The sequence below is a fragment of the Sinomonas sp. R1AF57 genome, assembly GCF_002224485.1.
Taxonomy (GTDB): Bacteria; Actinomycetota; Actinomycetes; order Actinomycetales; family Micrococcaceae; genus Sinomonas; species Sinomonas flava.
Map to the genome: position 1 here is coordinate 367,195 of NZ_CP022463.1, position 22,591 is coordinate 389,785.

The window sequence follows — 22,591 nt, forward strand, 5'->3', positions numbered from 1 at the left end:
CCTGCGACCCGCCGCAAGCCGACAATTGCGGGAGGCGGGTGCGGGCTCAGCGGAGGGGCTGGCAGTTCGGGCACCAGTAGATGTCGCGCTCCCGCGTCTCCCCGAGCAGCGGCCCCGTCCCGGGGAGGGGCTCCGCGAGGCTGCCGTGCACGATCCTGGTCCGGCATCGGAGGCAGGGCTGGCCGGTGCGCCCGTACACCCAGGTGGCGTTGCGCGGTCCGAATCCGCCCACGGTGTTCCTGGACCGGGACTTGTTCGCCTCGAGCAGCCGCTTGGCCATCGCGACCATGCCGGGCAGGTCCGGGACGGCGGCCACGGGGGTCGCGGGGTGCACGCGGCCCAGGAAGCACAGCTCGCAGCGGTAGATGTTCCCGATCCCTGCTAGGTTGCGCTGGTCGAGCAGCGCCGCGCCGACGGCCCGCTCGGGAAGCGCCCGCAGGTTCGCCTCGGCGAGCGCGGGGTCCCAGTCGGGGCCCAGGAGGTCGGGCCCCAGATGCCCGACGGCGGAGTCCTCCTCCGCGGTCGGGATCACCTCGAGCAGGCCGAGGGAGAACCCGACCGCGCTCGTGCCGTCTTCGGTGGTGAGCGCCGCCCGGGCGGTGTGCCCCGGCTTGCGCCACCGTTCGCCCGGCCCGTAGACCTGCCAGCTGCCCTCCATCGACAGATGCGAGTGGACGCTCAGCCGGCCGTCGCCGTCGTGCGTGTTTCCCGGCGGCGGAGCGAGGCGGTGGAGCAGGTGCTTCCCGCGGGAGACCACCTCGAGGACCGTCCACCCGGCAAGGTCGAGCGTGGCGAAGGCAGGCACGCGGAAGTCGCTCGCGGCGAGCCTCTTGCCGGCGAGGGCCGCGTGCATGCGCGTCGCGGCCTGGTAGACGTTGTCGCCTTCAGGCACGGATCCGCACCCCGCGGGGGGTCGAGTACGCCCCAGCCGCTGTCAGCGCCCGAGCGAGGGGCGTGTCGAGGAGGTCGTGCCCGTTGACCTTCTCCATCGCGAGCCGGTCCACGGCCCCGGATCGTACGACGCCGACGAGTGCCGCCGCGGCCGGGGCCAGCACGGCGTCGTCGTCCGTGAAGGCGAGCAGGGTCTTGCCGCCGCGCTCCACGTAGAGGGCTAGCGCGCCGTCGACCGTCACGACGAGCGCCCCTGCCTTCCGGCCGGGCCGGTGGCCGGTCGCGGCGCCCGGCACCTCCGGCCACGCGAGGGCCGCGCCGTACGGGTTGGCCGGGTCGGTCGCGGCGAGCGCGAGCGCTGCCCGAGCGGGCGCGGCCTCCGGGCCGGCGGCGAGCGTGTCGTCGCGGGAGAACTGCCGCAGCCGGTCCACCGTGGCCGGGACGGCGAACTGGGCCGCGCCCAGCCGGTCGACGAAGTAGCCGCGGCGGCACGTCCCGGATTCCTCGAGCCGCGAGAGCACCTTGTACAGGAGGCCGAACCCGCCCGGGACGCTCTCGGCCATCACGGAGCCGCGCGTGAGGACGCCGTAGCGGTCCATGAGGAGCTCGGCGAGGGCGTGCAGCTTCACGGTCGTGTCGAGGTCGGTCGCGGGCACCGCCGACCAGCGGCCCACGGCGGTGGGCGGCGTGGCCCCGGAGGGAGCGTCGGGACCCTGGCGGCCGACGGCGCCGAGCCGGCCGAGCCGCGGGAGGCGCCCGCCGCGCACCGCACCGCCGTAGCCGCCGTACGAGCGGGCCCGCGGCGTCCGCGAGGGCTGCCTGTGGGCTGTGTGGCCGGAGTCGAGCAGGGCCCGCACAGGGGCGAACGTGTCGCCGGTGACCCGCCCGGCCCACACGAGGTCCCACAGGACCTGGAGCGCGGCCTGGTCCGTCAGGACGGAATCCATCCCGCCGGCAGCCTCGGCGACCTGGCGGAAGAAGTAGCCCCCGCCGCTGGCCAGGAACTCGAGGACGCGTTCGTGCGCGTCCTCCGGGGTGAAGTCCGGGTCTGGTGCGAGGGTGAGGGCGGCCGAGTCGGCGACGTGCAGGCTGATCCAGCCGTCATTGCCGGGGATCGCCCCCGCGCCCGTCCACACGACCTCGCCGGCGGCCATGAGCTCGTCGAGGAGGGCCGGCGCGTAGTCCGCGACCCGGCTGCGCAGGACGAGAGGCTCCCAGGCGCTGGCCGGGATCGGCACGCCCGCGAGCTGGTCGACGACCGTCAGGACGCCGTCGTGCTTCCTCAGCGAGCCGCGGCGGCGGCCGTCCTGGGGGTCCCCGATGTGCTGCCAGGCTGCGAGGAAGCGGGCGAACGCGGCCTGGTCCACGGGCTCGACGTCGGCCCGCAGCGCCGCGAGCGAGCGTCGGCGGATCTTCCGCAGCACCTCGGCGTCGCACCACTCCTCCCGGGCCGCGAGCGCCTCCGTGGCCGCTCCGGATAGGGGCTGGCCCTGGGCCGGCGCGGCCGCTGGCCGGAAGCTTCCCTCGATGACGCGGCCATCGGCGGTGAGGCGCTTGAGCGTGGTGTGAACGACCGCTACGCCGAGCCCGAGCCGCGTCGCCGCCTCCCCGGCCGTGAAGGGGCCGTGCGTGCGCGCGTACCGCCCGACGAGGTCGGCGAGCGGATCGGCCACGGGCTCGATGAACGCGAGCGGGACCCCGATGGGCAGCGGGACCCCGAGCGCGTCCCGGAGCCGGGAGGCGTCCTCGATCGCGGCGTACCGTTCCGCGCCGCCGACGTTCACGAGCAGGGCCCGCCGGGCCGCGACCAGTTCCTGCAGGTCCGACCGGACGACCTCCAGGTGGGGTTTCGACTCCGCTTCGCTTCGCTCAACCACCGTTCGGGCGGCAGCCTCCTCCACAGACAGCGGCCCGAGGAGCCGCAGCAGGTCGGCGGCGCCCTCGAGGCCCTTGAGCTTCCTCTCCTCGGTGAGCCGCTGCAGCTCCCGTTCGGTCTGCTCGATGACCTTCTCATCGAGCAGTTCGCTCAGCTCGGCGCGGCCGAGGAGCTCGTTGAGCAGGGTCGCGTCGAGGGAGAGGGCGGCGGCGCGGCGCTCGGCGAGGGGCGAGTCGCCCTCGTAGAGGAACTGGGCGACGTAGCCGAAGAGCAGCGAGCGGGCGAAGGGGGAGGGCTGCTGGGTGGTGGTCTCGACGAGCCGGAGCTCGCGGCGCTGGACGGCGGCGGCGACGTCGCGGAGCGCGGGGAGGTCGTAGACGTCCTGGAGGCATTCGCGCACTGCCTCGAGGATGATCGGGAACTGCGGGTACTTCTTGGCGACGTCGAGCAGCTGGGACGCGCGCTGCCGCTGCTGCCACAGGGGCTGGCGCTTGGCCGGGTTCTGCCGGGGAAGCAGGAGGGCACGGGCCGCGCACTCGCGGAAGCGCGCGGCGAACAGGGCGGAGCCTCCGACCTCTTCGGTCACGATGCCGTCGAGTTCCTCGGGCTCGAACACGAACAGCTCGGCGCCGGGTGGCTCATCCTCCATCATCGGCACGCGCAGCACGATCCCGTCGTCGGCAGCCATCGCGGACCCGTCGAGACCGTACCGCTCGCTCAGCCGCCGACCGACGGCGAGGGCCCACGGCGCGTGGACGGGCATCCCGAAGGGGGAGTGCAGCACGACGCGCCAGTCGCCCAGCTCGTCCTGGAAGCGCTCGACGACCAGCGTCCGGTCGCTGGGCACCACGGTCGTGGCCTGCTTCTGCTCGTCGAGGTACTGCAGGAGGTTGTTCGCCGCGAAGGCGTCGAGGCCCGCGGCCTCGATGCGCGCCGTCGCCCGTTCCCGGTCCGCTCCCGCGACCTCGCGCTGGAACGCCCCCAGGGCGCGGCCGAGCTCGACAGGGCGGCCCAGGCCGTCGCCCTTCCAGAACGGGAGCTTGCCGGGCTGGCCGAAGGCCGGGGAGACGAGCACGCGGTCGTGGGTGATGTCCTCGATCTTCCAGCTCGTGGCGCCGAGGGCGAAGATGTCGCCCACGCGGGACTCGTAGACCATCTCCTCGTCGAGCTCGCCCACGCGCCGGCCCCCGCGGGCCGCCTCCCGGGCCGAGCCCTCTTCCTCGCTGCCCACGATGTAGACGCCGAACAGCCCGCGGTCCGGGATGGTGCCGCCCGAGGTGACGGCCAGCCGCTGGGCGCCCGGGCGCCCCTCGATCGTGCCCTCGGTGCGGTCCCACACGATCCTCGGGCGCAGCTCCGCGAACTCGTCCGAGGGGTACTTGCCGGACAGGAGGTCGAGGGTCGCGTCGAAGGCCGAGCGCGGGAGCGTCGCGAACGGAGCGGAGCGGCGCACGACGTCGAACCACTCCTCCACGTCGATCGGCCCCAGCGCCGTGGCTGCGACGGTCTGCTGGGCAAGGATGTCGAGCGGGTTCGCGGGGATCCGCAGGGCCTCGATCTGGCCGGAGAGCATGCGCTCGACCGTGATGGCGGTGTGGACGAGGTCTGCCCGGTGCTTGGGGAAGAGGACGCCCTGGGAGACCTCGCCGACCTGGTGGCCGGCCCGGCCCACGCGCTGGAGGCCGGAGGCGACCGACGGCGGGGACTCGACCTGGACCACGAGGTCCACGAGGCCCATGTCGATGCCGAGCTCGAGGCTGCTGGTCGCCACGACGCACCGCAGCCGGCCGGACTTGAGGTCGTCCTCGATCTGGGCACGCTGCTCCTTCGAGACGGAGCCGTGGTGGGCGCGGGCGAGCACCGGGTCGGCGCCGGCGGTCTGGCCCGCCTGCGCCATCATCTCGGCGGGGGTCCGGGCCTGCACCCGGTGGTTGGGCGCAGTCGAAACCCCCGGCTGGCGAGCGGAGCTGCCACCGGGTTTCGACTCCGCTTCGCTTCGCTCAACCACCGGAAGCGGCTCGTCCCAGACGCTGGGCTGGAGCCGCTCGGCGTAGATCTCGTTGAGCCGTCCCGTGAGCCGCTCGGCCAGACGGCGCGAGTTCGAGAAGACGATCGTGGAGCGGTTGGCGAGGATGAGGTCGACGATCTTCTCCTCGACATGCGGCCAGATCGAGGCCTGCGGCTGCAGGCCCGACGCGGGCCCGCTGTCATGCGCCGCTGCGGCGCCCGCGAGGTCGCTCATGTCCTCGACCGGCACCGTCACGGTCAGCTCCCACGTCTTCTTCGCCGGGGGTGCGACGACCTCGCACGGTGCCTGGCCCGCGAGGAACTGCGCCACGAGGTCGCGGGGCTCGACCGTCGCGGAGAGGCCGATCCTCTGTGCGGGCCTGGGGAGGATCGCGTCCAGCCGCTCGAGCGAGACGGCGAGGTGGGCCCCCCGTTTCGTCCCGGCGACGGCGTGCACCTCGTCCACGATCACGGTCTCGACCTCGGCGAGGGTCTCGCGCGCCTGCGAGGTCAGCATGAGGTAGAGGGACTCGGGGGTCGTGATGAGGATGTCCGGGGGACTGGACAGGAGCGCCCGGCGGTCCGACGCCGAGGTGTCCCCGCTGCGCACGCCCACGCTCACCTCGGGCACGGGCGAGCCGAGCCGCGCGGCCGTCTGCGAGATGCCGATGAGCGGGGCGCGCAGGTTCCGCTCGACGTCGACCCCGAGCGCCTTCAGGGGCGAGATGTACAGGACCTTGGTCTTGTTCTTGGGCGCACGACGCCGCCGCGCACCGCCCGCGCTCGTCTCGCTCCTGCTCGCCCCAGCCGCCGCCTCGAGCCCCGGGAGGGCGTCCGCGGCAGGTGCCCGGGCGCCGTCGTGCGTCATGAGGCGGTCGAGGGACCACAGGAAGGCGGCGAGGGTCTTGCCGGAGCCCGTGGGCGCGACGACGAGGGCGTGCCGGCCGGAGGAGATCGCCTCCCACGCGCCAGTCTGCGCGGAGGTGGGCTCCCGGAAGGCGCCGAGGAACCACGCACGGGTGGCCGCGCCGAAGCGTTCCATCACCGCGGCGGTGCCGAGGGCCGAGCCTGCATCTGCCACGGCACCATCATCGCGCACGCCTCCGACAGTCCTGGGCCGCCGCCCCCGGGGGAGGGGGGAGGGCTTCTCTGGGCCGACTGGCTTTTATTTTTTTCTCGGGTATGGTCGTGAATACGCGTTATTGCAGTTCACCGAAAAGGAGCTGAAATGTCGGGGAAGTCGCCGCGAAATTCAAAGAATGCGAAGCAGGGTAAATCCATCAAGGAGAAGCGTGCCGAGAAGCGCGCCAAGGCCGCGACGGAGCAATTCCTCCCGAGGCGGCGCAAAGACGCCCTCTGACACTGCCCAGCCGCTGATGCGGGCGGAAGCTCGGAGGGCCGGCCAGCGGTCCTGACTCCGCGGATCTGACGCGTCGAGTCGAGTCCAGAGGCGCTGGCCCGGACGGCCGGGGCGCGCTGCGCTCCGGCCGTCCTTCTCTGCTCTGAAGTTTTTTCTCAGAATGGGCGGAAAGCGCGCAGCGTGAGCAGGTGGATATCCGCATTGCTGCAGGCCATGACCTGCGCGGGAATGAACAGCGAGCCGTAGTCTTCCGGCGGGTACACCCGGTAGCCGGCCGCGTCGACCACCGCGCAGTTCGTGTATTTCCCCGCCTGGCCCAGCCCGAATTCCGCAGCGCCGCTCTGTCCCGGCTCGAGGATGATCGGCGTCACGGGGGTCGAGGTGTCCCGGTCCGCGGGAGCGCCGATCGGTTCCCCCTGCGGGCCGTTGGTGAGCGAGACGCCCGCGAACCCCTCCAGCAGGCACGGGGTCTGCGAGACGTTCTTCAGGGCGAGGTTCTGGTACACCGTGCCCGCCGCCCCGCCCTGGCCCGGCTGGATGCTGCCCTCGAGCTGCGTCGACAGGCACCGCGCGACGCCCGCCTGCCCCTGCCCGCCCTGGGCGGTTGCGGTCCCGCTGTCGCTGGGAGCAGGGGCAGAGGGCTGGGAGCCGGACGGAGTGGCCGAGCCTGACGACGACGGCGAGGCGGCCGCCGTCGTCGGGCTCGCCGGGCTGCTGGTTGCCGACCCCGTGGGGGAGGCGCTGGTGCCGGAGCCGCAGCCCGCGAGGGCGGCGGCCAGTCCGAAGGGGAGGAGGAGCGCTGCGGCGCGGCGGCGAGTCATAGTCCCACCCTTCACTCCAGTCACATCTGCGTCAAGGTCCCGCACGCGTCATGAGGCGCGGGAGCGTGTGCGCAGGAGCGCGAGGCCTCCCATCACGAGGCCGAGGAGTCCCGCGACGAGCCCTGCCCAGCCCGCCGCGCCCGAGCCCGGGTCCGCGGCGGCGCCGGATGTCACGGAGGCCGCCGCATCCGCGCCGCTGCCATGCCCGTCATGGCCGGAGGCCGTTGCCGTGGCGGGAGCCGTCACGGTCACCGAGGGGGCGGGGGCCTTGAGCCCGTGCGGGTCCTGGCCCTCGGCCGGGATCTCCTTCCAGTCGGTCTGTCCGGCCTCGCAGGTCTGCAGGGTCGGGAAGTACAGGGTCTTCCCGGCCGCGTCGACGGGCAGTTTGACGCTCAGGACGAGGGTGTCGCGCAGGTGAGCCTCGAGCGGGGCCTTGGCGGTGTAGACGACCTGGGCTGTCCGCTCGGTGACGCTCGAGCCGTCGGCGAGCTTCTGCGGTGCCCCGAGCTTCTGGGTCACCTTCTCCACGGTCCAGTTCGGGTTGACGGTGGGCTGCGCGTCGACCAGTTCGGCGGGGAGCGAGATCGCGACCTTCGTCGTGGGGCTCTCGCCGCACCCGTGCGGGATGGCGACGGTCAGCAGCGAGGAGGAACCGGCGTCGGTCGCGGAGGGCGTGATGCCCACGTGCGCGGCGGCAGCGCCGGCGCCGGCCAGGAGGAGGCCGCCGGCGAGGGCGGCGGGAGCGAGCGTTCGCAGGGCACGGCGGGCGGGGGAGGCGTTCATGGCAGGGCCTTTCGCGGCGCGGCCCTCGGGCGCGCGCCAGTACGGAGGGTACAGGTGAGGGCGCCTCCGGGATCGGGGGCGCTCAGGCGAAGGCGGGTGCCGGGGGTGGGCCGCGCAGCGGCGGGGGTGCGAGCTGGCGCCACGGGAGCACGCGGCGGGCAGGGCGCGGGATGACCGGCAGGTCCGTCGTGGCAGGCATGACGGCGGCGGGCCGGGGAAGGCGGGTGAGCGGCCGGAGCCAGTCGGCCACGGCGGTCAGGGCGAGCTCGGCCCGGCGGAGCACGACGGCGCACGCGACCGTTGCGGCGGCGTGCAGGGCCAGCATCAGCGGGGAGGCGTGCGCGTGGGCGGTGAGCACGTCGCCGCTGCTCGCCGGTGCGCCGGACGGGAGCGAGGCCAGGGCCGCGACGGCGTCGCCGGAGTGCTGATGCCGCCCGCGGGCGAGCACGGCGGCTGCGGCGGAGGGAGCGCTGGCCGGTGCGGCGAAGGCCGTGAACGCCTCGTGGAGCGCGAGCTGGCCCGCGCCGAGTACCGCGATCAGCGCGGGGACGCGCAGCCGGTACCGACCGGCGACTGTCGAGGCCAGGGCCACAAGCGCGACGAGCGCCAGAACGATGAAGGGGTGGGGCAGCGAGCCTCCCGCCCAGGCGTGCGCCCCGGCGGCGAGCGCGGTGACGGTGCCGGCGATCGCCGTCGTGCGCAGGCCGCTGAACGGTGAGCGGGACCGTGCCGCGGACAGCACAGGCATGCGGCACCTCCGGGACTCTGCACGGCCCACGCAGGCCGGCTCCTCAGTCTAGCCGCGCACCTCGACCTCGGTTTCCTGGACGGCGTTGTTTCCCATGCCTTGGAAGGACCACGGAGCCTCCAGGGGCTGGACGGTTCCGGCCGCATCGGTGGCCCTGCATCCGACTGTGTGACTCCCCGGAGTGGCGACCCACGCGAAGCTGAACTCCTGCCACGCGTGCTCGCCCGGGGCCGGCTCGACGTGGGCGTCGGCCCAGTGCCCGTCGATCGCGACCTCGACGCGCTGCACAGGCCCGTTTCCAGACCAGGCACGCCCCCGCAGCAAGGTGGGGCCGGCATCCATGAGGCGCCGACGGGAGGCGAAGTCCGGGATTCCGGGCGGAACCATCAGCGCCCGGACACGCATGCGCGTGACGGGCTCCCCGGCGTCGTCTGCGGCCTGCCGTCCATCTCATAGGCGAGGAGGAGCGTGTCCTCCATCGCCTCGGCGACAGCGAGCGAGCGCGCGTAATCCTGCTCGAGACCGCCCTGGATGCCCCGGTCGGCGCCGGTGAACAGCACGTCCACAGCCTCGGGCGGGATCCCTGCCTCGTGAAGGATCGGAGCAAGCGGTGTCCCGGTCCACTCCGCAGTGCCGAACCCGCCCGTGTCCCACGGCATGCTCACGGGCCGGGGGTCGAGACTGGCCCTGCCGTTGCCTGCGCATTCCAGCGTCACAGGGACCGTTCGACGTGGACGCCGGCGGAGGTCGCTCAGGCTCAGCTCGAGGGGATGCTCCACGGCACCGCCGACCCTGAGGCGCCATGACTCCGGGTCGATCTGGGGCACGTCGAAGTGGACCACGAGGTAGTGCACCCCTGGCGGGGTGAGAGGCCAGCGGAGCGTCTCGAGCGGGGCCGAGTGATTGCGCCGCGCGAACTCCAGCTCACCGGCCGTGATCGGTCCAGACGTGGGAGCCGTGAAGGCCGGGGCCGGCAGGGATTCTGGTGCGGCGGCCGGTGCGGTCCCATGCCGATTCGGCCTGCACCGAGCGCTGATCTTGGCTCGCATGCAGCCAGCGTGGGCGCCCCCTGCGGCTGGCACCAAGAGGTGAACGACGACCGGTGTTCACGGAGGGTTTCGCTTCTCCTTACTGACGGGTAGGGAGACGTTCTGCGGCGATTCCTACTCTTCTCGGCATGAATTCCCCCCTGTTGAAGACACTCGGCACGATTCTTGCGCTCGGCGCACTCTCCTTCGCGGCCTCCCCGGCGATGGCGGATGACACCGACCGCAACCTCGCACCGCATCCCCAGGCAGTCCTGCCCCAGAAGACCCATTTCGACCTCCAGGCCCACCGCGGCGGCATCGGCATGACGACCGAGGAGACGCCGCAGGGCTTCGCCAAGGCCATCGAGCTCGGAGTGACCACTCTCGAGCTCGACACGCAGATCACCAGGGACGGCGCCGTCGTGGTCACCCACGACCGCCAGGTCCAGGCCCGCAAGTGCGCCGATACAGCGCCTGTGACCGCGGGCGATCCGATGTACCCGTACGTCGGAAAGTACATCAAGGACCTCACCCTCGCCCAGGTCAAGACGCTCAACTGCGGCTGGCAGCAGCTCCCCGGATTCCCCCAGCAGGAGGTCATCCCCGGGGTGAAGATGGCCGAGCTCAAGGACATCTTCGCGGTCGTCGAGGCCCACTACGCCAAGGGCGTCATGATGAACATCGAGACCAAGGTCGAGGCCGGGGCCCCCGAGCAGACCGCGCCGCGCGAGCTGTTCGTGCACCGCGTCTACGAGGAGATCCACGCCGCGGGCATGGATCCCCAAGTCACCATCGAGTCCTTCGACTGGGGCGCGCTCAAGGAGATGCACCGGATCGCTCCCCACCTGCCGCTCGTGGCGCTGACGAACTACGACTTCCTCCAGGTCGGCAAGCCCGGCGCGTCGCCATGGCTCGGCGGGATCGACGCCGACGACTTCGGCGGCGACTTCGTTGCGGCCGCAGCGTCCATCGAGGGCGTCACGGCGCTGTCCCCGAACTACGGCTTCCCGCAGAACGGCGCGGTCGGCCAGCCGGGCTTCCGCTTCTACCCGGACGAGAAGATGATCACGGAGGCCCATGAGCGCGGTCTCAAGGTCGTCCCGTGGACCTGCGACGACCCGGCGACGATGGAGGCTCTCATCGACATGGGCGTAGACGGCATCATCACGGACTACCCAAATGTCCTGCGCGACATCATGGCTGAGCGGGGGATGCGCCTTCCGAAGGCCTATCCGGCGGCCTGACTTCCCCGACGGCGCGGCGTGCCGCCCAGGCGGCGGCCGCCGTTGTCACCCCGATGGTGATGAGAGCGCCCAGGAGCAGGGCGGCGTCCTCGCCGGGCGCGAGGACGCCGACGCCGCGCCCGATCGTGGCCGCCGCGACGGGGACACCGAGCTGGGCGGCCGAGGCCGCGGCGAACGGCAGCGGCAGGCCCGTGAGCCGGTTGGCCGCATGGGCCGCCACGGCCCCGACGCCGAGCAGGAGGCCGAGCAGGATCATCTGGGGGTGCCCTGCCAGCTGACGCAGGTCGATCGACGCCCCGAGCCACACGAAGAACACCGGGCCGAGGAAGCCGTCGTTGAGCGCGAACAGCTGCCGCGCGAGCCGGCGCGGCTCCCCGACGGCGGAGACCGCGAGCCCGAACGCGAAGCCCGCGAGCATGATCGAGACGTGGGCGGCCACGGCGAGGCCGGCGAGGGCGAACAGGATCGAGAGCTGGATGCGCAGCTCGAGCGCGAACTTCCGCTCCTCCGAGACGTCGTGGAGGCGCTGGCGCGAGCCGTCGCGCTCGAAGTGCCTCAGGACGGCCCACAGGAGCACGGCGCACGCGGCCACCGCGAGCGCCCCCAGGGCCTTCGGCCCGGCGTTGGGCGGGTCGATGGCGAGCGGGAGGGCGACGATGGCCGCAATATCCGCGATGGCGACCTGCGCCGTGAGCTCGAGCACGCTGGGGCCCTTGAGCCTGAGCGAGTCCACGACCGGCAGGACCAGTGCCGCGGACGATGACGCCATGAGCACGGCGTAGAGCGGGGCGTTGGCGGACCCGAAGCCGAGGGCGACGCCCACGCCGAGCGCCCCTGCGAGGACCGCCGCGATCGCGGCCCGGAGTGCGCCCTTGCCCGCAGCGGACTGGATGGTCCTGTCCCGCATGGGCACGTGGGTGCCGGCGACGAACATCATGAGCGCGAACCCGATGTCCGCGAGGAAGGAGAGCGTCTCGTTGCCGGCATCCACCCACCCCAGGAACGAGACGCCGAAGCCTACTCCGGCAAGGAGTTCCCCGAGGACGAGGGGCAGATGCCATGACCGCTTTGCCGCGAGCGCCGGGCCGAGGAGCGCTATGACGCAGATGAGGGACAGCTCGACGAAGGACACTAGCGCCCACCTGGGCGGTCGGGCCCCGTGGCGGACATGGTCGCTCCCTTCGGCTGTCGTGTGAGCCGCATCATACGCCGGGGCGCGCTTTCCGGGCGGGAGACGCAGCGTGCCTTGTGATAATGGAGGCATGCACCCGTCGTCGAGGCCGTCCCGCCTGCTGCGCGGGCTGTCCGCGGCCACGGTTGCGACGCTCGGGGCGCTCGCCTCGCACTTGGCAGGCGGGGGCGCCGTCCCGGGGCTTCTCGGCGTCGCCGTCCCCTGGGTCCTCTCGGTCTTCGTCTGCACGGGGCTGGCCGGGCGCAGCGTCTCTTTCTGGCGTCTGGCGCTCGGGATCTCGGCGAGCCAGCTGCTCTTCCACACCCTGTTCGTCCTGGGCACGACGCCGCAGGCCCCACTGCCGTCGTCGGCCCGCCACCTGCACGGTGCCGCCGCGCCCGGAACCGCCCTGCCGGCGGACGGCGCGATGGCGGACGCCATGGGCGGGGAGCCGTCGATGTGGCTCGCGCACGCCGTGGCCACCCTCCTGACGATCGCCGCGTTTCACCGCGGCGAGCGGGCGATCGCGCGCCTGCGCGAGCTCGCTGTCGAGGTCCTGGTCTGGGCCCGGGAGAGCCTGCGCCTCGACCTTCCCGTCGTCGTCCCCGTCCGCCCTGCCCATCCGACGGCAGCGCGGCACCGCGAGGCCATCCTCTGCTCCGCGCCCCAGCGGTGCGCGGTCCAGCGCCGCGGACCACCGCGTCCCTTCCCGGCCTGACGCGCGCCTTCGGGCCGCGCGGGCCTTCCGGCATCCATCCACTGCATGACGCCGCCGCGCCTGGCGCGGGCGGCGCCGGTGGCCTGCGCCCGATGGCCCGGCCGCCGGAGCCCCACGAAGGGACAACACCGTGAACACCTCTGCCCTCCTGCGCCTCGGCGCCCCCGTCCTCGCCGCTGCATTCGCCCTGACCGGATGCGCCGGCGGTCCTTCTGCGAGTGCGCCCGCCCAGACCGCTTCGGCCCAGGCCCCTTCGGCCGGGACCTCGTCGGGCCTGGCCGGCTCTGCCGTGACCGTGTCCGACGCCTGGGTCAAGGCCGCCCCGACCGGGATGACCGGGGCGTTCGGGACCATCGCCAACAGGGCGCCGCGGGACGTCACGCTCGTTGCCGCGAGCACCGATGCCGCGCACCGCGTCGAACTCCACGAGACCGTGGCCGGCTCCTCCGGTCAGCCGGCGATGCGCGCCAAGGACGGCGGCTTCACGATCCCCGCCGGAGGCTCGCTCACGCTCCGGCCGGGCGCGGACCACATCATGCTCATGGACCTCGCCGCCCCGCTCAGGGCCGGCGACGACGTCACCGTCACGCTGACGTTCTCGGACCACTCGACCCTCGACCTCACCGCGCGGGTCAAGGACTTCTCGGGCGCGAACGAGTCCTATGTGGGAACTCCTTCGCCGTCCGCCGGGGCGGGGCATTGACGCGCTCGGTGGCCGCCGCGCCGGTGCGGTCGCGCCAGAGCAGGAGGCAGTTCCTCATCGGCGGGGCCGCCGCCGGGGTCGGAGCGGCCGCGGCGCTCGGCACGGTCCGCGCGCTCGACCACGCGCCCGCGTCCCAGGCCGAGGCGGCGCTGAACGGCGGCCACACGGTGCCGTTCTTCGGGGAGCACCAGGCCGGGGTGGACACGAGTCCGCAGGCCCACGCCGCCTTCGTGGGCCTGGACCTGCGGGACGGTGTGGACCGGGACGGCCTGCGCCGCATGATGCGGCTCCTCTCCGACGACGCGGCACGGCTCACCCAGGGCGCTCCGGCCCTCGCGGACACCGAGCCTGAGCTCGCCGTCGTCCCGGCCGGGCTCACCGTGACGTTCGGTGTCGGGCCCCGCTTCGTGCAGCGTGCCGGCGGCCAGACCCCGGCGTGGCTGAGGCCGCTGCCCGCATTCGGCATCGACCGGCTGCGGCCGGAGTTCTCCGACGGCGACCTGCTCCTGCAGATCGCCGCGGACGACCCGGTCACGGTCGCCCACGCGTCGCGGATGCTGCTGAAGGACGCGCGGAGCTTCGCCGCCGTCCGATGGGTGCAGCGCGGCTTCCGCCGGGCCTACGGATCCACCCCCGCGGGCACCACCATGCGGAACCTCTTCGGCCAGGTCGACGGGACGGCGAACCCCGTCCCGGGGACACCGGACTTCGACGAGGCCGTGTGGTCCGGGCAGGGGTGGCTGGCCGGGGGGACGGGGGCGGTGGTCCGCCGCATCCACATGGACCTCGACGGGTGGGACGCGCTCGATCCGACGGGGAAAGAAGCCTCTGTGGGCCGACGGCTGGCGGACGGGGCGCCGCTGACCGGGGGCAGCGAGCACGACGAGCCGGACTTCTCCGCCACGACCCCGCTCGGCTTCCCTGTGATCGCCGACTACTCACACGTGAGGCGGGCCCGGGGCGAACAGCCGGCAGCGCCGTCCGAGCGCATCTTCCGACGCGGATACAACTACGACGACACCCCGGTCGGCGACGACGTCTCGAACTCGGGGCTGCTCTTCGTCTCGTTCCAGGCCGACGTGGACCGCCAGTTCGTGCCCATCCAGCGGCGGCTCGACGAGCTGGACCTCCTCAACCGGTGGACGACGCCGATCGGCTCGGCCGTGTTCGCGATCCCACCGGGGTGCCGCGAGGGCGGCTACATCGGTGAGACCTTGCTCGGCTGAGGCCGTCCGGGAATGACGAAGGCCCCGGGTTCCGCCTGAATCGGCGGGTCCCGGGGCCTTCGTGCTGGGCGGTGGTGGAGGGATTTGAACCCCCGTTGGCTTTTACACCAAACATCATTTCGAGTGATGCACCTTCGGCCGCTCGGACACACCACCAGCAGGCATTTACTCTACCGGCTGCTGCGCGCAGGTCAAAACTGAGCCCGCTCGGGGGCTCAGGAGGGGAGGGGCGCGGGTCCGCTCCCATGGGCGCCAAGTCCGGGCCTGACGGGGACGTGGACCGCGTACGCCGACGCGGTCCACAGATGGGTGAGTGCGTAGGCCCGGAAGGGGCTCCATGCCCGGGCACGCTCCGCTGCCTCTCGGGCGCTGAGACCGCCGAGCGCCCGGCGCAGGACCAGGTCGCCTGGGGTGAACGCATCGCGGTGGCCGTACCGCACCTCGAGGTAGTCCGCGGTCCACGGCCCGATCCCGGGCAGGGCCAGGAGCTCAGCGCGGCTGAGGGGAAGGATGCCGGACAGGGCTGCTCGCGCGCTGCCCTCGGCTCCTGTGCTGTCCGCGGACTGCCCCCCAGCGCCGTGTGCCGTTGCGACGGCTGTGGCCAGCGCACTCACGGTCCTCGCTCGCATGGCGGTGAGCCCGACGGTCGCCCTCAGGATCTCGGTGTCCTGGTCCGCGAGCGCCTCGGCGGTCGGGAAGGAGACCAGCCCCGCTGGACCGGGCGTGCCGAAGGCGGCGACCAGCCGGCCGGCGAAGGTCCGCCCTGCGCCGAGCGAGACCTGTTGGCCCAGCACCGTGGTCACCGCGGTTTGGAACGGGTCGGTCGTGCCGATGACGCGCAGAGCTGGACGCGCTCGGACGCACGGTCCCAGGTCGGGATCGCCTCCCAGTGCCCAGCGCACGGGCTCCAAGTCGGCCGAGAGGTCCAGCCAGCGCTCGACGGAGGCCAGCACCGCTGCGACCGCGGCCGGGTCCTCCGTTCCGAGGGCCACCTCCGCCCCGTCCCGATCGAACCACACCCTCAAAGCCACGGGCCCGAGTGCCGTGGGCACGAGGCGTTCGTGGGAGGACGCCTCGACGTCAGTCCGCTCGGCGCCGGGCACGGTGTGCGCCGCAAGGCTGGCGACGATGGCCTCGGGTTCCAGGCCGCCCCGCGCGTCGAGGCGGACCCGGGTGCGCTGCGGCCCGACGTGTGCGGTCATGCCGTCAGGCTCCTGGGAGGGGCCAGACCCCGGAGCTGCCCCGGCGGTGGCTGCCCACCAGATGCGTGTCGATGATGCCGACAGCCTCCATCAGCGCGAACATCGTGGTCGGCCCGACGAACGAGAAGCCGCGCCTGCGCAGCGCCTTGGACAGGGCCACGGACTCGGGAGAGGTCGAGGGAATGTCCGCGTAGGTCACCGGAGCCGGGGTCTCCGCCGGCTGGAAGGACCACACGAACTCGGCCAGACCCCCTTCGTCGCGCAGGGAGATGGTGGCCCTCGCGTTGGTGACGGCAGCGTTGATCTTGGCCCGGTTCCGGACGATGCCCTCGTTGAGCATGAGACGTTCGACGTCGTCGTCCGTGAAGCGCGCGACGGCGTCGGGGTCGAAGTCCGCGAAGGCTTCCCGGAAGGCGGGCCGCTTCCGCAGGATGGTCGCCCACGAGAGCCCGGCCTGGAACCCCTCGAGGCAGATGCGCTCGTACAGGCCCTGTTCGTCCCGCACGGGCAGGCCCCACTCGGTGTCGTAGTACTGCTGCATGAGGGCATCCGAGCTGGCCCATGAGGGCCGCACCAGACCGTCCTCGCCCGTGATGAGTGACGTCTCGCTCATGGTGTTCCCCTTCCAGCCGTGCGGGTCGACGCGTCATCGATTCCGGTGACGCGGAGTGTGATGTTGATGCGCCCGGAACGGATCCCGCAGTCCGGGGGCGCCGTTCCGGGGAACGTCTTCTGCACCCCGTGGAAGGCGAGCCGGGACGGGCCGCCGAACACGAACAGGTCCCCGGACGCGAGGACGAGGTCTTCGTAGGGCTTGGAGCGCGTCTCGGTGTTGCCGAACCGGAAGAGGCAGCTGTCCCCGATGGACAGTGAGACGACCGGCTCTCGGGATGCCTCGTCGCGGTCCTGGTGCATCCCCATGCGGGCCTGGTCGTCGTAGAGGTTCACCAGGGCTGTGTCCGGGGTGTAGCGCTCCGCCTGCTCTCCCTCGCCGTACGCCTCGGCCAGCGCGAGGCGTCCCACGCGCACCAGCCAGTCCGGGAAGCCCAGGACGCGCGCCCCGTTCACATCCGTGGCCTCCCGGCTGTAGCGGTAGGGCTGCCAGTGCCAGCCCAGGCAGACAGTCTTCACCGACATCTCGTGGCCGCGCACGGACGCTGCGCGAAGGGGGACCGGGCCGGCGGCCCACTCGCGGAACCGGTCGGCGATCCATGACTGCTGCTCGGGGCGCAGCCACCCGGGCACGTGGACCGCGCCGGGGGCAACGACCCGGCGGGGGCGCTCGAGCAGGTCGTCGCCGAACAGGGCACTCGTCATGCGGCGGCCGCCTCGAGCTGCAGGAGGAGGGACTTTGCCTCCAGCCCGCCGATGTACCCGCCCAGGCTGCCGTCCGAGCGCAGGACCCGATGGCAGGGGACCACGACCGGCAGCGGGTTCGTGGCACACGCCGTCCCCACGGCCCGCACGGCCTTGGGGCTCCCCACGGCACGCGCCACCTCGGTGTAGCTCTCAGTGACTCCGAACGGGATCTCGCCGAGATGCTGCAGGACGGTGCGGCGGAATCCCGCGGAGAGGCTCAGGTCCAGGGGTACATCGAATCGGCGGCGCCGGCCGGCGAAGTACTCCTCGATCTGCCGGGCGGCCGACCCCAGCCGGCCGGGGGCTTCGAGGACCCGCGGGCTGAGCCGGTCGGAGAGCTGCTGGAGGATCAGGTCATGGTCCTCGCGCTCGTAGGCCACCCGGACGAGGCCCCTGTTCGTGGCCGCGATGAGGAGCGGGCCCACGGGGGAGTCGACGATGCGGTAGGCGACATCCAGGACGCCCTCGCCCGTAGCCCTCTCGGCGAGGGACGCGCGGAGGCGGACGAGCACAGCCGGATCGATCTCGGTCAGGTGCGGGGCGAAGGCCAGATCGACCGGACCGGTCCGATCCGGGCCCGGCCCAGCCCCCGTCTGGTCAGTCATACGGGTCTCCTTTCGGTGATGCGGCAGCCACGAGGCCCCGCAGCTTCCTGAGCCCATCAGAGGCGGCCCTCCGAGCCGCCGCAGGCGTCCCCCCGACGATCTCGGCGATCTCCCCGAAGGGCAGGTCTGCGAGATACCGATAGGCGATTACCCTGCGCTGCTTGTCGGGGAGAAGCGCGACGTGCTCCCACACGCCATCCCCGGGCGGGCCCGGATTCCCGAGCCGCGAACGGCCTTCGGGGAGGTCAGCGATGGGCACGGCCCGCCTGCCCGCCGCGCGGACCGAGTCGAGCGAGCGCCGATGGGCGATGGTCACCAGCCAGGCCTCCGCGTTGGCTCCCGCGGGAAGGTCGCAGTAGGCGCGCAGCGCGGACAGGAACGTCTCCTGCCACACGTCCTCGGCCTCCACGGGTCCGACGACCGCGCGGCACACGCGCAGCACCGTGGCGCCGTGGAGTTCGACGAGCTTCTCGAAGGGCTGTTTCGTGTCCATCACCATGCAGACGCCGCAGGGACCGGAAATGTGAGGTGCAGGTTCATGTTCGCGCCGATCAACGTCCTGACGAGGCCCGGCCGCTCAGCGGTGCGCCGCGAAGAACGACCGCAGGAGAGCGCCGCACTCGTCCTCGAGCACGCCCCCATAGACCTCGACCCAGTGGTTGAGCCTTCGCTCGCGCAGGATGTCGAACACGCTGCCTGCCGCGCCCGCCTTCTCGTCCCACGCTCCGAAGACGACCCGGGGAATCCGGGCGAGCACGATCGCCCCCGCGCACATGGCGCACGGCTCGAGAGTGACCACGAGCGTGCAGTCGGCCAGACGCCAGCCGTCGCCGCCGCCGTCGTGCGCCAGACGAGCCGCGGCTGCGCGGATCGCCTGGACCTCGGCGTGCGCAGTCGGGTCGCCCACCCCCTCGCGCTCGTTGCGCCCGACGGCGAGCACCTCGCCTCCGGGGCCGACGACGACCGCGCCGATCGGGACGTCGCCGGTCTGCTCCGCGGCCCTGGCCTCCACGAGCGCGAGCCGCATCCACTGCTCGTGGCGCGCGTCCTGGTGCAGGGGTTCGGGGCCGGGCATGGCTCCAATGATAGGTTCGAGGCCCCACCCGAGGAGGCAAGAGCCATGCACCGCCTGATCGATGCCCTCTGGAAGCTGATGGGGCCCAATGGCTCGATGTGGACGCTGCTCGCGATCGGCGCGGCGCTCGCGCTCGGATTCAGCTGGGCCGGGGGAGAGGTGTACGAGTCGGTCGTGGAGAAGGGCGCACTCGCCGCCATGGACCAGCCGGTGCTGGACTGGGCTGTCGCCTCCCGCACGCCGGCGCTCATGGCCGGGGTCACTGCCTTCACCAACCTCGGCGGCGGGGTGATCGCGCCCATCACGGCGGCTGCCGCGATGGTCCTCCTCGCGATCTGGATGCGCCATTGGCGTCCGCTCGTCCTTGTCCCCGCCGCTGCCGCGGGGTCGCTGCTCGTGACGATCTTCGGCAAGGAGCTCACGGGCCGCGCCCGGCCCCCGCTCGCACTCGCCGTTCCGCCCTACGAGTACTCGGCGTCGTTCCCCAGCGGCCACACCCTCAACGCCACCGTCATCGCGGGCATCGTTGTGTACCTCGCGTGCCTGAAGCTGAAGGCCCTGTGGGCCCGGGTGGCCGCAATCGCCGCCGGGGGACTGTACGCGCTCGCGATCGGGCTGTCCCGGGTCTACCTGGGCCACCACTGGCTCACCGACGTCATCGCTGCCTGGTTCCTCGGGCTCGCGTGGCTGAGCGTCGTGATCTTCGCCCACCGGGTCTTCCACCTCATGCGGCTCCGCAGGGCCGCCGCGAGGGCCAGGGCGCAGGCCACGGGACCGGGGGATGAGTCCGCATCGTGAGATGCGGTAGCTTGTCCGCATGCGCACACTCGTGGTGGACCACCCGCTCGTTGCCCACAAGCTCACTGTCCTGAGGGACAAGAACACCCCGAGCCCGGTCTTCCGGCAGCTGGCCGAAGAGCTCGTGACCCTGCTCGCCTACGAGGCGACCCGCGAGGTCCGCACCGAGCCCGTCACCATCGAGACGCCTGTCGCGACGACCGTCGGCACCGCCTTCACCAAGCCGACCCCGCTCGTCGTCCCCATCCTCCGGGCCGGCCTCGGCATGCTCGAGGGCATGGTCAAGCTCGTGCCCACCGCCGAGGTCGGTTTCCTCGGCATGGCGCGCGACGAGGAGACCCTGGACATCGTCACGTACGCCGAGCGGCTCCCCGAGAACCTCACGGGCCGCCAGGTCTTCGTCCTCGACCCGATGCTCGCCACCGGCGGCACGCTGAGCGAGGCCATCAGGTTCCTCTTCAAGCGGGGTGCGAGCGACGTGACGTGCATCTGCCTCCTCGCCGCCCCCGAAGGGCTCAAGCGGGTCGAGGAGGGCGTGGGGGACGCGAAGGTCACGGTAGTCCTCGCCTCGATCGACGAGCGGCTCAACGAGAAGGCCTACATCGTCCCCGGGCTCGGCGACGCCGGAGACCGCCTCTACGGTCTCGCGAAGTAGCGCGACGCCGCCGGCCCGGCGCCCCGATCTCAGCGGGTTCCGGGCAGCAGGTCCGGGCTGGTGGGCAGGGGCAGCGACGGAACCTTTGGCAGGAGGCCGTCTGAGGGCGCGCTCGGCAGCGCGCTGGGCTCGACACCGGGCGGGAGCGGAACCGCCGGCACCGATGGGGCGAGGTTCGGCTGGATCGCGCTCGGCGCCGTGGTCGTCTGAGTGGGGGACGCCGTCGCGGTGGGCCGAGCGGCAGAGGTCGCGGCCGGCGTCGTGAGCTGGACCTCCGGCGACGGCGGTGCGGCTGGCGTGCCCGCCGTGGGCGCGGCGGGGGCGGTCCGCGCCGGGGCGGGGGATTCGGTCTGCTGTCCCGTGACCGTCCCGATGATGGTCTCGACCCCGCCCCCGAGTCCGCCGCGGAGGCTGGAGTCGGCGACGCCGACTGCCGCGGTGCCGAGCGCAGCGGCCGCGATGATGACGGCGGCGGCAAGCGGGCGGCGTCGGCGGGCGGCCCGTCGCTCCCTCTGGCGGGAAAGGTCGATGACGTCCGCGGTCTCGTCGGCTGTGTGGCCCAGGAGTGCGGCGGCGGCGGGGCTCGTGACCGCGGAGACGGGGGCTGTGGGCAGCGCCGCGGTGGGCATGCCAGCAACGGAGCCCTCGTCGACGAGGAGTGCGGCCAGCGCGCGGTTCGGCTGGACGGGCCCCTCGTGGGCCACGGCCCGGAGTTCGTCGAGCAGGGGGCGCAGGTCATCCGCCTCGTCGGCATCCACGTCGGCGAGGAGCTGGTCGACGATGAGGAGATCGTCCGGATCCTGGGTGGCGTTCATCGTGTGCTCAGTTCTGCGGTCTTCGCGGTGGCTCGGAGGGCATCGAGTGCTCGGCGCTGGAGCTGCTTCACGGCGCCGGTGGTCCGTCCCATGATCTCTGCCGTCTGCTCGATGGACAGGTCGGCGACGACTCTCAGCAGGAGCACCTCGCGGTGGTCGTCGCTGAGGTCGCCCAGGAGGCGAAGCACCCCCGACGCGGCGAGGACCTCGTCCTCGGGGGTGGGGGGTGAGGGCCGCGGGTCCTCGTCCTGCTCGTGGGCGACGAGGAGCGGGGTGCGCGAGCGGCGGCGGTGGTGGTCCACCGCGCGTCCGTGGGCGATGGTGAAGGCCAGCGCCTTCGCCCCTTCGAGGCCGCCGGTCACGCGCGGCGGGGTGCCGGGGCCGGCGTCGCCTTCGGGGGGAGTCATGCGGGTGTAGAGGGCGAGGAAGACGTCATGCGTGGCTGCGTCCGGGTCGTCCACGCCGCGGGCCCGGAGGTACCCGCGAACGGACGCCGAGTAGGTCCGGTAGGCAGCCGTGAAGAGGCTAGCCAGGTCGGCGGGGCCCGCATCGGGGACCGTGTGGCCGGGCAGCTTCTGGGTCGTCAACCGGTCTTCCTCCTTGTGGCGCTGTCCGCGCCGGCCTACGCCTCGTGCCGTGGAGCCCGGGGTGCGGACTCCACGGCACGGTGCACGAGCCTACCGAACTATCGCGTCAGGGCCGAAGCGGCATCGCTCGGGAGCGCCGGGGCCGACGGCGCGTTCGCGACATCCGGCAGCGCCGGGGCCGACGGGAGCGCCGGGGCGGCGGGAAGGGTCGGGACTGCCGGGACGGCCGGGGCAGCGGGAGCCGCGACGGCGCCGTTCGCGCCGGCGGAGCCGGTGGCCGAAGCCTTGAGCACGTCAGCGCAGAACACGTTGACGTTCGCCTCGCCGTTCGCCGCGAGGGTCAGGGACTTGTAGGCCGACGACGCCGCGTCGAGGCCGCCGTTGGCGCGCGCCGTGCAGAGGCCGGGGAGGTCGATGCCGGCGGCGTCGACGGAAGCGGAAGCGCCGGCCTTCGTGGCGGCGGCCTTCGCAGCCGCGTCGGCCGCGGCGCCCTGGGCGTCGGCGACGGCGGACTTCGCGGTGCCGGTGGCCTTGTCTGCGGCCTCGGTTGCTGCGGCCGTGGCCGTGGAGGCCTCGTCCGTCACGGCGGACTTCGCGGCGGTGGCGGCACCCTTGGCCTCATCGAGCGCGGGGGCGGGAGCGCCGAGGACGTTGTGGGCGACCTGCTGTGCCGGCGTGGGCAGGGAGCCGGTGTAGGCGGCGGACCCGACGCCCGCGACGGTGAGGGCACCGACGGCGGCGGCGCTCGCGGCGATCTTGCTCGAGGCGAGGACAGTGAACAGCGACATGCGGAAGACTCCTGGGGGATCGAGACCAAGGACGAGGCCCGCTCAGCGGGCCTTCACCTGTCCAACCGACACCCCCACGCAGAAGGTCACGCACTGCAGGAACTTTTTTTCGGTCTCCTCCACGGATGCGG

23 protein-coding genes and 1 tRNA gene are annotated in these 22,591 nt (G+C 72.8%); 6 read left to right on the plus strand and 18 right to left on the minus strand.

The genetic code is table 11. The features are described 5' to 3' along the window. Positions 1 to 46 precede the first annotated feature (46 nt). The 7 genes from CGQ25_RS01810 to CGQ25_RS18375 all read right to left on the minus strand — a co-directional run bounded on the left by CGQ25_RS01810 (position 47) and on the right by CGQ25_RS18375 (position 9,340). Positions 47 to 892 carry a DNA-formamidopyrimidine glycosylase family protein gene (locus CGQ25_RS01810; protein WP_208711545.1) on the minus strand — a complete coding sequence of 282 codons (846 nt, stop codon included), beginning with the start codon at positions 890 to 892 and terminating at the stop codon, positions 47 to 49. Then, complete coding sequence (locus CGQ25_RS01815; protein ID WP_208712814.1) at positions 885 to 5,816, minus strand: ATP-dependent helicase; 4,932 nt, start codon at positions 5,814 to 5,816, stop codon at positions 885 to 887. The genes CGQ25_RS01810 and CGQ25_RS01815 overlap by 8 nt, the downstream gene beginning before the upstream one ends. Before the next feature lie 473 nt (positions 5,817 to 6,289). Further along, complete coding sequence (locus CGQ25_RS01820; protein ID WP_208711546.1) at positions 6,290 to 6,955, minus strand: DUF4232 domain-containing protein; 666 nt, start codon at positions 6,953 to 6,955, stop codon at positions 6,290 to 6,292. Between the two features lie 48 nt (positions 6,956 to 7,003). Further along, a complete protein-coding gene (locus CGQ25_RS01825) occupies positions 7,004 to 7,738 on the minus strand; it encodes a YcnI family protein (RefSeq protein WP_208711547.1) in 735 nt (244 codons plus the stop codon). 82 nt (positions 7,739 to 7,820) lie between these two features. Continuing rightward, a complete protein-coding gene (locus CGQ25_RS01830) occupies positions 7,821 to 8,486 on the minus strand; it encodes a hypothetical protein (RefSeq protein ID WP_255405502.1) in 666 nt (221 codons plus the stop codon). Between the two features lie 48 nt (positions 8,487 to 8,534). Then, complete coding sequence (locus CGQ25_RS18370) at positions 8,535 to 8,774, minus strand: hypothetical protein (protein WP_255405504.1); 240 nt, start codon at positions 8,772 to 8,774, stop codon at positions 8,535 to 8,537. Positions 8,775 to 8,872: 98 nt separating this feature from the next. Beyond that, positions 8,873 to 9,340, minus strand: a complete 468-nt coding sequence (locus CGQ25_RS18375) for a molybdopterin-dependent oxidoreductase (RefSeq protein WP_255405505.1) — start codon at positions 9,338 to 9,340, stop codon at positions 8,873 to 8,875. A gap of 323 nt (positions 9,341 to 9,663) precedes the next feature. On the opposite strand from CGQ25_RS18375, the gene CGQ25_RS01840 reads away from it, so the two are divergent. Continuing rightward, on the plus strand, positions 9,664 to 10,758 hold the full coding sequence (locus CGQ25_RS01840) for a glycerophosphodiester phosphodiesterase family protein (protein WP_208711548.1): 1,095 nt from the start codon (positions 9,664 to 9,666) through the stop codon (positions 10,756 to 10,758). Here CGQ25_RS01840 and CGQ25_RS01845 read toward each other — a convergent pair. Continuing rightward, positions 10,709 to 11,890, minus strand: coding sequence for a cation:proton antiporter (locus CGQ25_RS01845; RefSeq protein ID WP_208711549.1), 1,182 nt, complete (start codon positions 11,888 to 11,890; stop codon positions 10,709 to 10,711). The two genes, CGQ25_RS01840 and CGQ25_RS01845, sit on opposite strands and share 50 nt — an antisense overlap. Before the next feature lie 130 nt (positions 11,891 to 12,020). On the opposite strand from CGQ25_RS01845, the gene CGQ25_RS01850 reads away from it, so the two are divergent. From CGQ25_RS01850 to CGQ25_RS01855, 3 genes are all read left to right on the plus strand, one after another. Further along, complete coding sequence (locus CGQ25_RS01850) at positions 12,021 to 12,647, plus strand: hypothetical protein (protein WP_208711550.1); 627 nt, start codon at positions 12,021 to 12,023, stop codon at positions 12,645 to 12,647. Between the two features lie 130 nt (positions 12,648 to 12,777). Beyond that, positions 12,778 to 13,350, plus strand: coding sequence for a copper chaperone PCu(A)C (locus tag CGQ25_RS18245; protein WP_222703686.1), 573 nt, complete (start codon positions 12,778 to 12,780; stop codon positions 13,348 to 13,350). Then, entirely contained in the window at positions 13,347 to 14,576 is a 1,230-nt protein-coding gene (locus tag CGQ25_RS01855) for a Dyp-type peroxidase (protein ID WP_255405506.1), read from the plus strand. Before CGQ25_RS18245 ends, CGQ25_RS01855 begins: the two co-directional genes overlap by 4 nt. Before the next feature lie 69 nt (positions 14,577 to 14,645). Here CGQ25_RS01855 and CGQ25_RS01860 read toward each other — a convergent pair. The 7 genes from CGQ25_RS01860 to tadA all read right to left on the minus strand — a co-directional run bounded on the left by CGQ25_RS01860 (position 14,646) and on the right by tadA (position 18,817). Beyond that, a tRNA-Ser gene (locus tag CGQ25_RS01860) sits at positions 14,646 to 14,732 on the minus strand. Between the two features lie 59 nt (positions 14,733 to 14,791). After that, positions 14,792 to 15,778 (minus strand): DNA-3-methyladenine glycosylase, encoded by a 987-nt coding sequence (locus tag CGQ25_RS01865; protein ID WP_208711552.1) that lies wholly within the window; start codon positions 15,776 to 15,778, stop codon positions 14,792 to 14,794. 4 nt (positions 15,779 to 15,782) lie between these two features. After that, positions 15,783 to 16,391, minus strand: coding sequence for a DNA-3-methyladenine glycosylase I (locus CGQ25_RS01870; protein ID WP_208711553.1), 609 nt, complete (start codon positions 16,389 to 16,391; stop codon positions 15,783 to 15,785). Beyond that, positions 16,388 to 17,095, minus strand: a complete 708-nt coding sequence (locus CGQ25_RS01875) for an alpha-ketoglutarate-dependent dioxygenase AlkB (RefSeq protein WP_208711554.1) — start codon at positions 17,093 to 17,095, stop codon at positions 16,388 to 16,390. The genes CGQ25_RS01870 and CGQ25_RS01875 overlap by 4 nt, the downstream gene beginning before the upstream one ends. After that, positions 17,092 to 17,742 carry a methylated-DNA--[protein]-cysteine S-methyltransferase gene (locus tag CGQ25_RS01880; protein WP_208711555.1) on the minus strand — a complete coding sequence of 217 codons (651 nt, stop codon included), beginning with the start codon at positions 17,740 to 17,742 and terminating at the stop codon, positions 17,092 to 17,094. Before CGQ25_RS01880 ends, CGQ25_RS01875 begins: the two co-directional genes overlap by 4 nt. Continuing rightward, the gene (locus tag CGQ25_RS01885) at positions 17,735 to 18,235 is read right to left on the minus strand and encodes an RNA polymerase sigma factor (protein WP_208711556.1); all 501 of its coding nucleotides are present in this window, start codon (positions 18,233 to 18,235) and stop codon (positions 17,735 to 17,737) included. Before CGQ25_RS01885 ends, CGQ25_RS01880 begins: the two co-directional genes overlap by 8 nt. An 84-nt stretch (positions 18,236 to 18,319) precedes the next feature. Beyond that, positions 18,320 to 18,817 (minus strand): tRNA adenosine(34) deaminase TadA, encoded by a 498-nt coding sequence (gene tadA, locus CGQ25_RS01890; protein ID WP_208711557.1) that lies wholly within the window; start codon positions 18,815 to 18,817, stop codon positions 18,320 to 18,322. Between the two features lie 45 nt (positions 18,818 to 18,862). On the opposite strand from tadA, the gene CGQ25_RS01895 reads away from it, so the two are divergent. Together CGQ25_RS01895 and upp are read left to right on the plus strand one after the other, a co-directional pair. Beyond that, positions 18,863 to 19,615, plus strand: a complete 753-nt coding sequence (locus tag CGQ25_RS01895; RefSeq protein WP_255405507.1) for a phosphatase PAP2 family protein — start codon at positions 18,863 to 18,865, stop codon at positions 19,613 to 19,615. A 19-nt stretch (positions 19,616 to 19,634) separates the two neighbouring features. Further along, complete coding sequence (gene upp / locus CGQ25_RS01900) at positions 19,635 to 20,270, plus strand: uracil phosphoribosyltransferase (RefSeq protein WP_208711558.1); 636 nt, start codon at positions 19,635 to 19,637, stop codon at positions 20,268 to 20,270. A gap of 29 nt (positions 20,271 to 20,299) precedes the next feature. On the opposite strand, the gene CGQ25_RS01905 is transcribed toward upp, so the two are convergent. The 3 genes from CGQ25_RS01905 to CGQ25_RS01915 form a co-directional block, all read right to left on the minus strand. Then, complete coding sequence (locus tag CGQ25_RS01905; protein ID WP_208711559.1) at positions 20,300 to 21,085, minus strand: hypothetical protein; 786 nt, start codon at positions 21,083 to 21,085, stop codon at positions 20,300 to 20,302. Beyond that, positions 21,082 to 21,672, minus strand: a complete 591-nt coding sequence (locus tag CGQ25_RS01910) for an RNA polymerase sigma factor (RefSeq protein ID WP_255405508.1) — start codon at positions 21,670 to 21,672, stop codon at positions 21,082 to 21,084. Before CGQ25_RS01910 ends, CGQ25_RS01905 begins: the two co-directional genes overlap by 4 nt. 98 nt (positions 21,673 to 21,770) lie before the next feature. Beyond that, positions 21,771 to 22,460 (minus strand): protein tyrosine phosphatase, encoded by a 690-nt coding sequence (locus tag CGQ25_RS01915; RefSeq protein ID WP_208711560.1) that lies wholly within the window; start codon positions 22,458 to 22,460, stop codon positions 21,771 to 21,773. Between the last annotated feature and the right edge of the window lie 131 nt (positions 22,461 to 22,591).

Coding starts and splice junctions, on each gene's coding strand:
- CGQ25_RS01905 (WP_208711559.1), bottom strand. CDS start 21,085: ATGAACGCCACCCAGGATCCGGACGATCTCCTCATCGTCGACCAGCTC.
- CGQ25_RS01850 (WP_208711550.1), top strand. CDS start 12,021: ATGCACCCGTCGTCGAGGCCGTCCCGCCTGCTGCGCGGGCTGTCCGCG.
- CGQ25_RS01880 (WP_208711555.1), bottom strand. CDS start 17,742: ATGACTGACCAGACGGGGGCTGGGCCGGGCCCGGATCGGACCGGTCCG.
- tadA (WP_208711557.1), bottom strand. CDS start 18,817: ATGCCCGGCCCCGAACCCCTGCACCAGGACGCGCGCCACGAGCAGTGG.
- CGQ25_RS01815 (WP_208712814.1), bottom strand. CDS start 5,816: ATGGAACGCTTCGGCGCGGCCACCCGTGCGTGGTTCCTCGGCGCCTTC.
- upp (WP_208711558.1), top strand. CDS start 19,635: ATGCGCACACTCGTGGTGGACCACCCGCTCGTTGCCCACAAGCTCACT.
- CGQ25_RS01825 (WP_208711547.1), bottom strand. CDS start 7,738: ATGAACGCCTCCCCCGCCCGCCGTGCCCTGCGAACGCTCGCTCCCGCC.
- CGQ25_RS01865 (WP_208711552.1), bottom strand. CDS start 15,778: ATGACCGCACACGTCGGGCCGCAGCGCACCCGGGTCCGCCTCGACGCG.
- CGQ25_RS01885 (WP_208711556.1), bottom strand. CDS start 18,235: ATGGACACGAAACAGCCCTTCGAGAAGCTCGTCGAACTCCACGGCGCC.
- CGQ25_RS01870 (WP_208711553.1), bottom strand. CDS start 16,391: ATGAGCGAGACGTCACTCATCACGGGCGAGGACGGTCTGGTGCGGCCC.
- CGQ25_RS01915 (WP_208711560.1), bottom strand. CDS start 22,460: ATGTCGCTGTTCACTGTCCTCGCCTCGAGCAAGATCGCCGCGAGCGCC.
- CGQ25_RS01895 (WP_255405507.1), top strand. CDS start 18,863: ATGCACCGCCTGATCGATGCCCTCTGGAAGCTGATGGGGCCCAATGGC.
- CGQ25_RS01830 (WP_255405502.1), bottom strand. CDS start 8,486: ATGCCTGTGCTGTCCGCGGCACGGTCCCGCTCACCGTTCAGCGGCCTG.
- CGQ25_RS01875 (WP_208711554.1), bottom strand. CDS start 17,095: ATGACGAGTGCCCTGTTCGGCGACGACCTGCTCGAGCGCCCCCGCCGG.
- CGQ25_RS01820 (WP_208711546.1), bottom strand. CDS start 6,955: ATGACTCGCCGCCGCGCCGCAGCGCTCCTCCTCCCCTTCGGACTGGCC.
- CGQ25_RS01840 (WP_208711548.1), top strand. CDS start 9,664: ATGAATTCCCCCCTGTTGAAGACACTCGGCACGATTCTTGCGCTCGGC.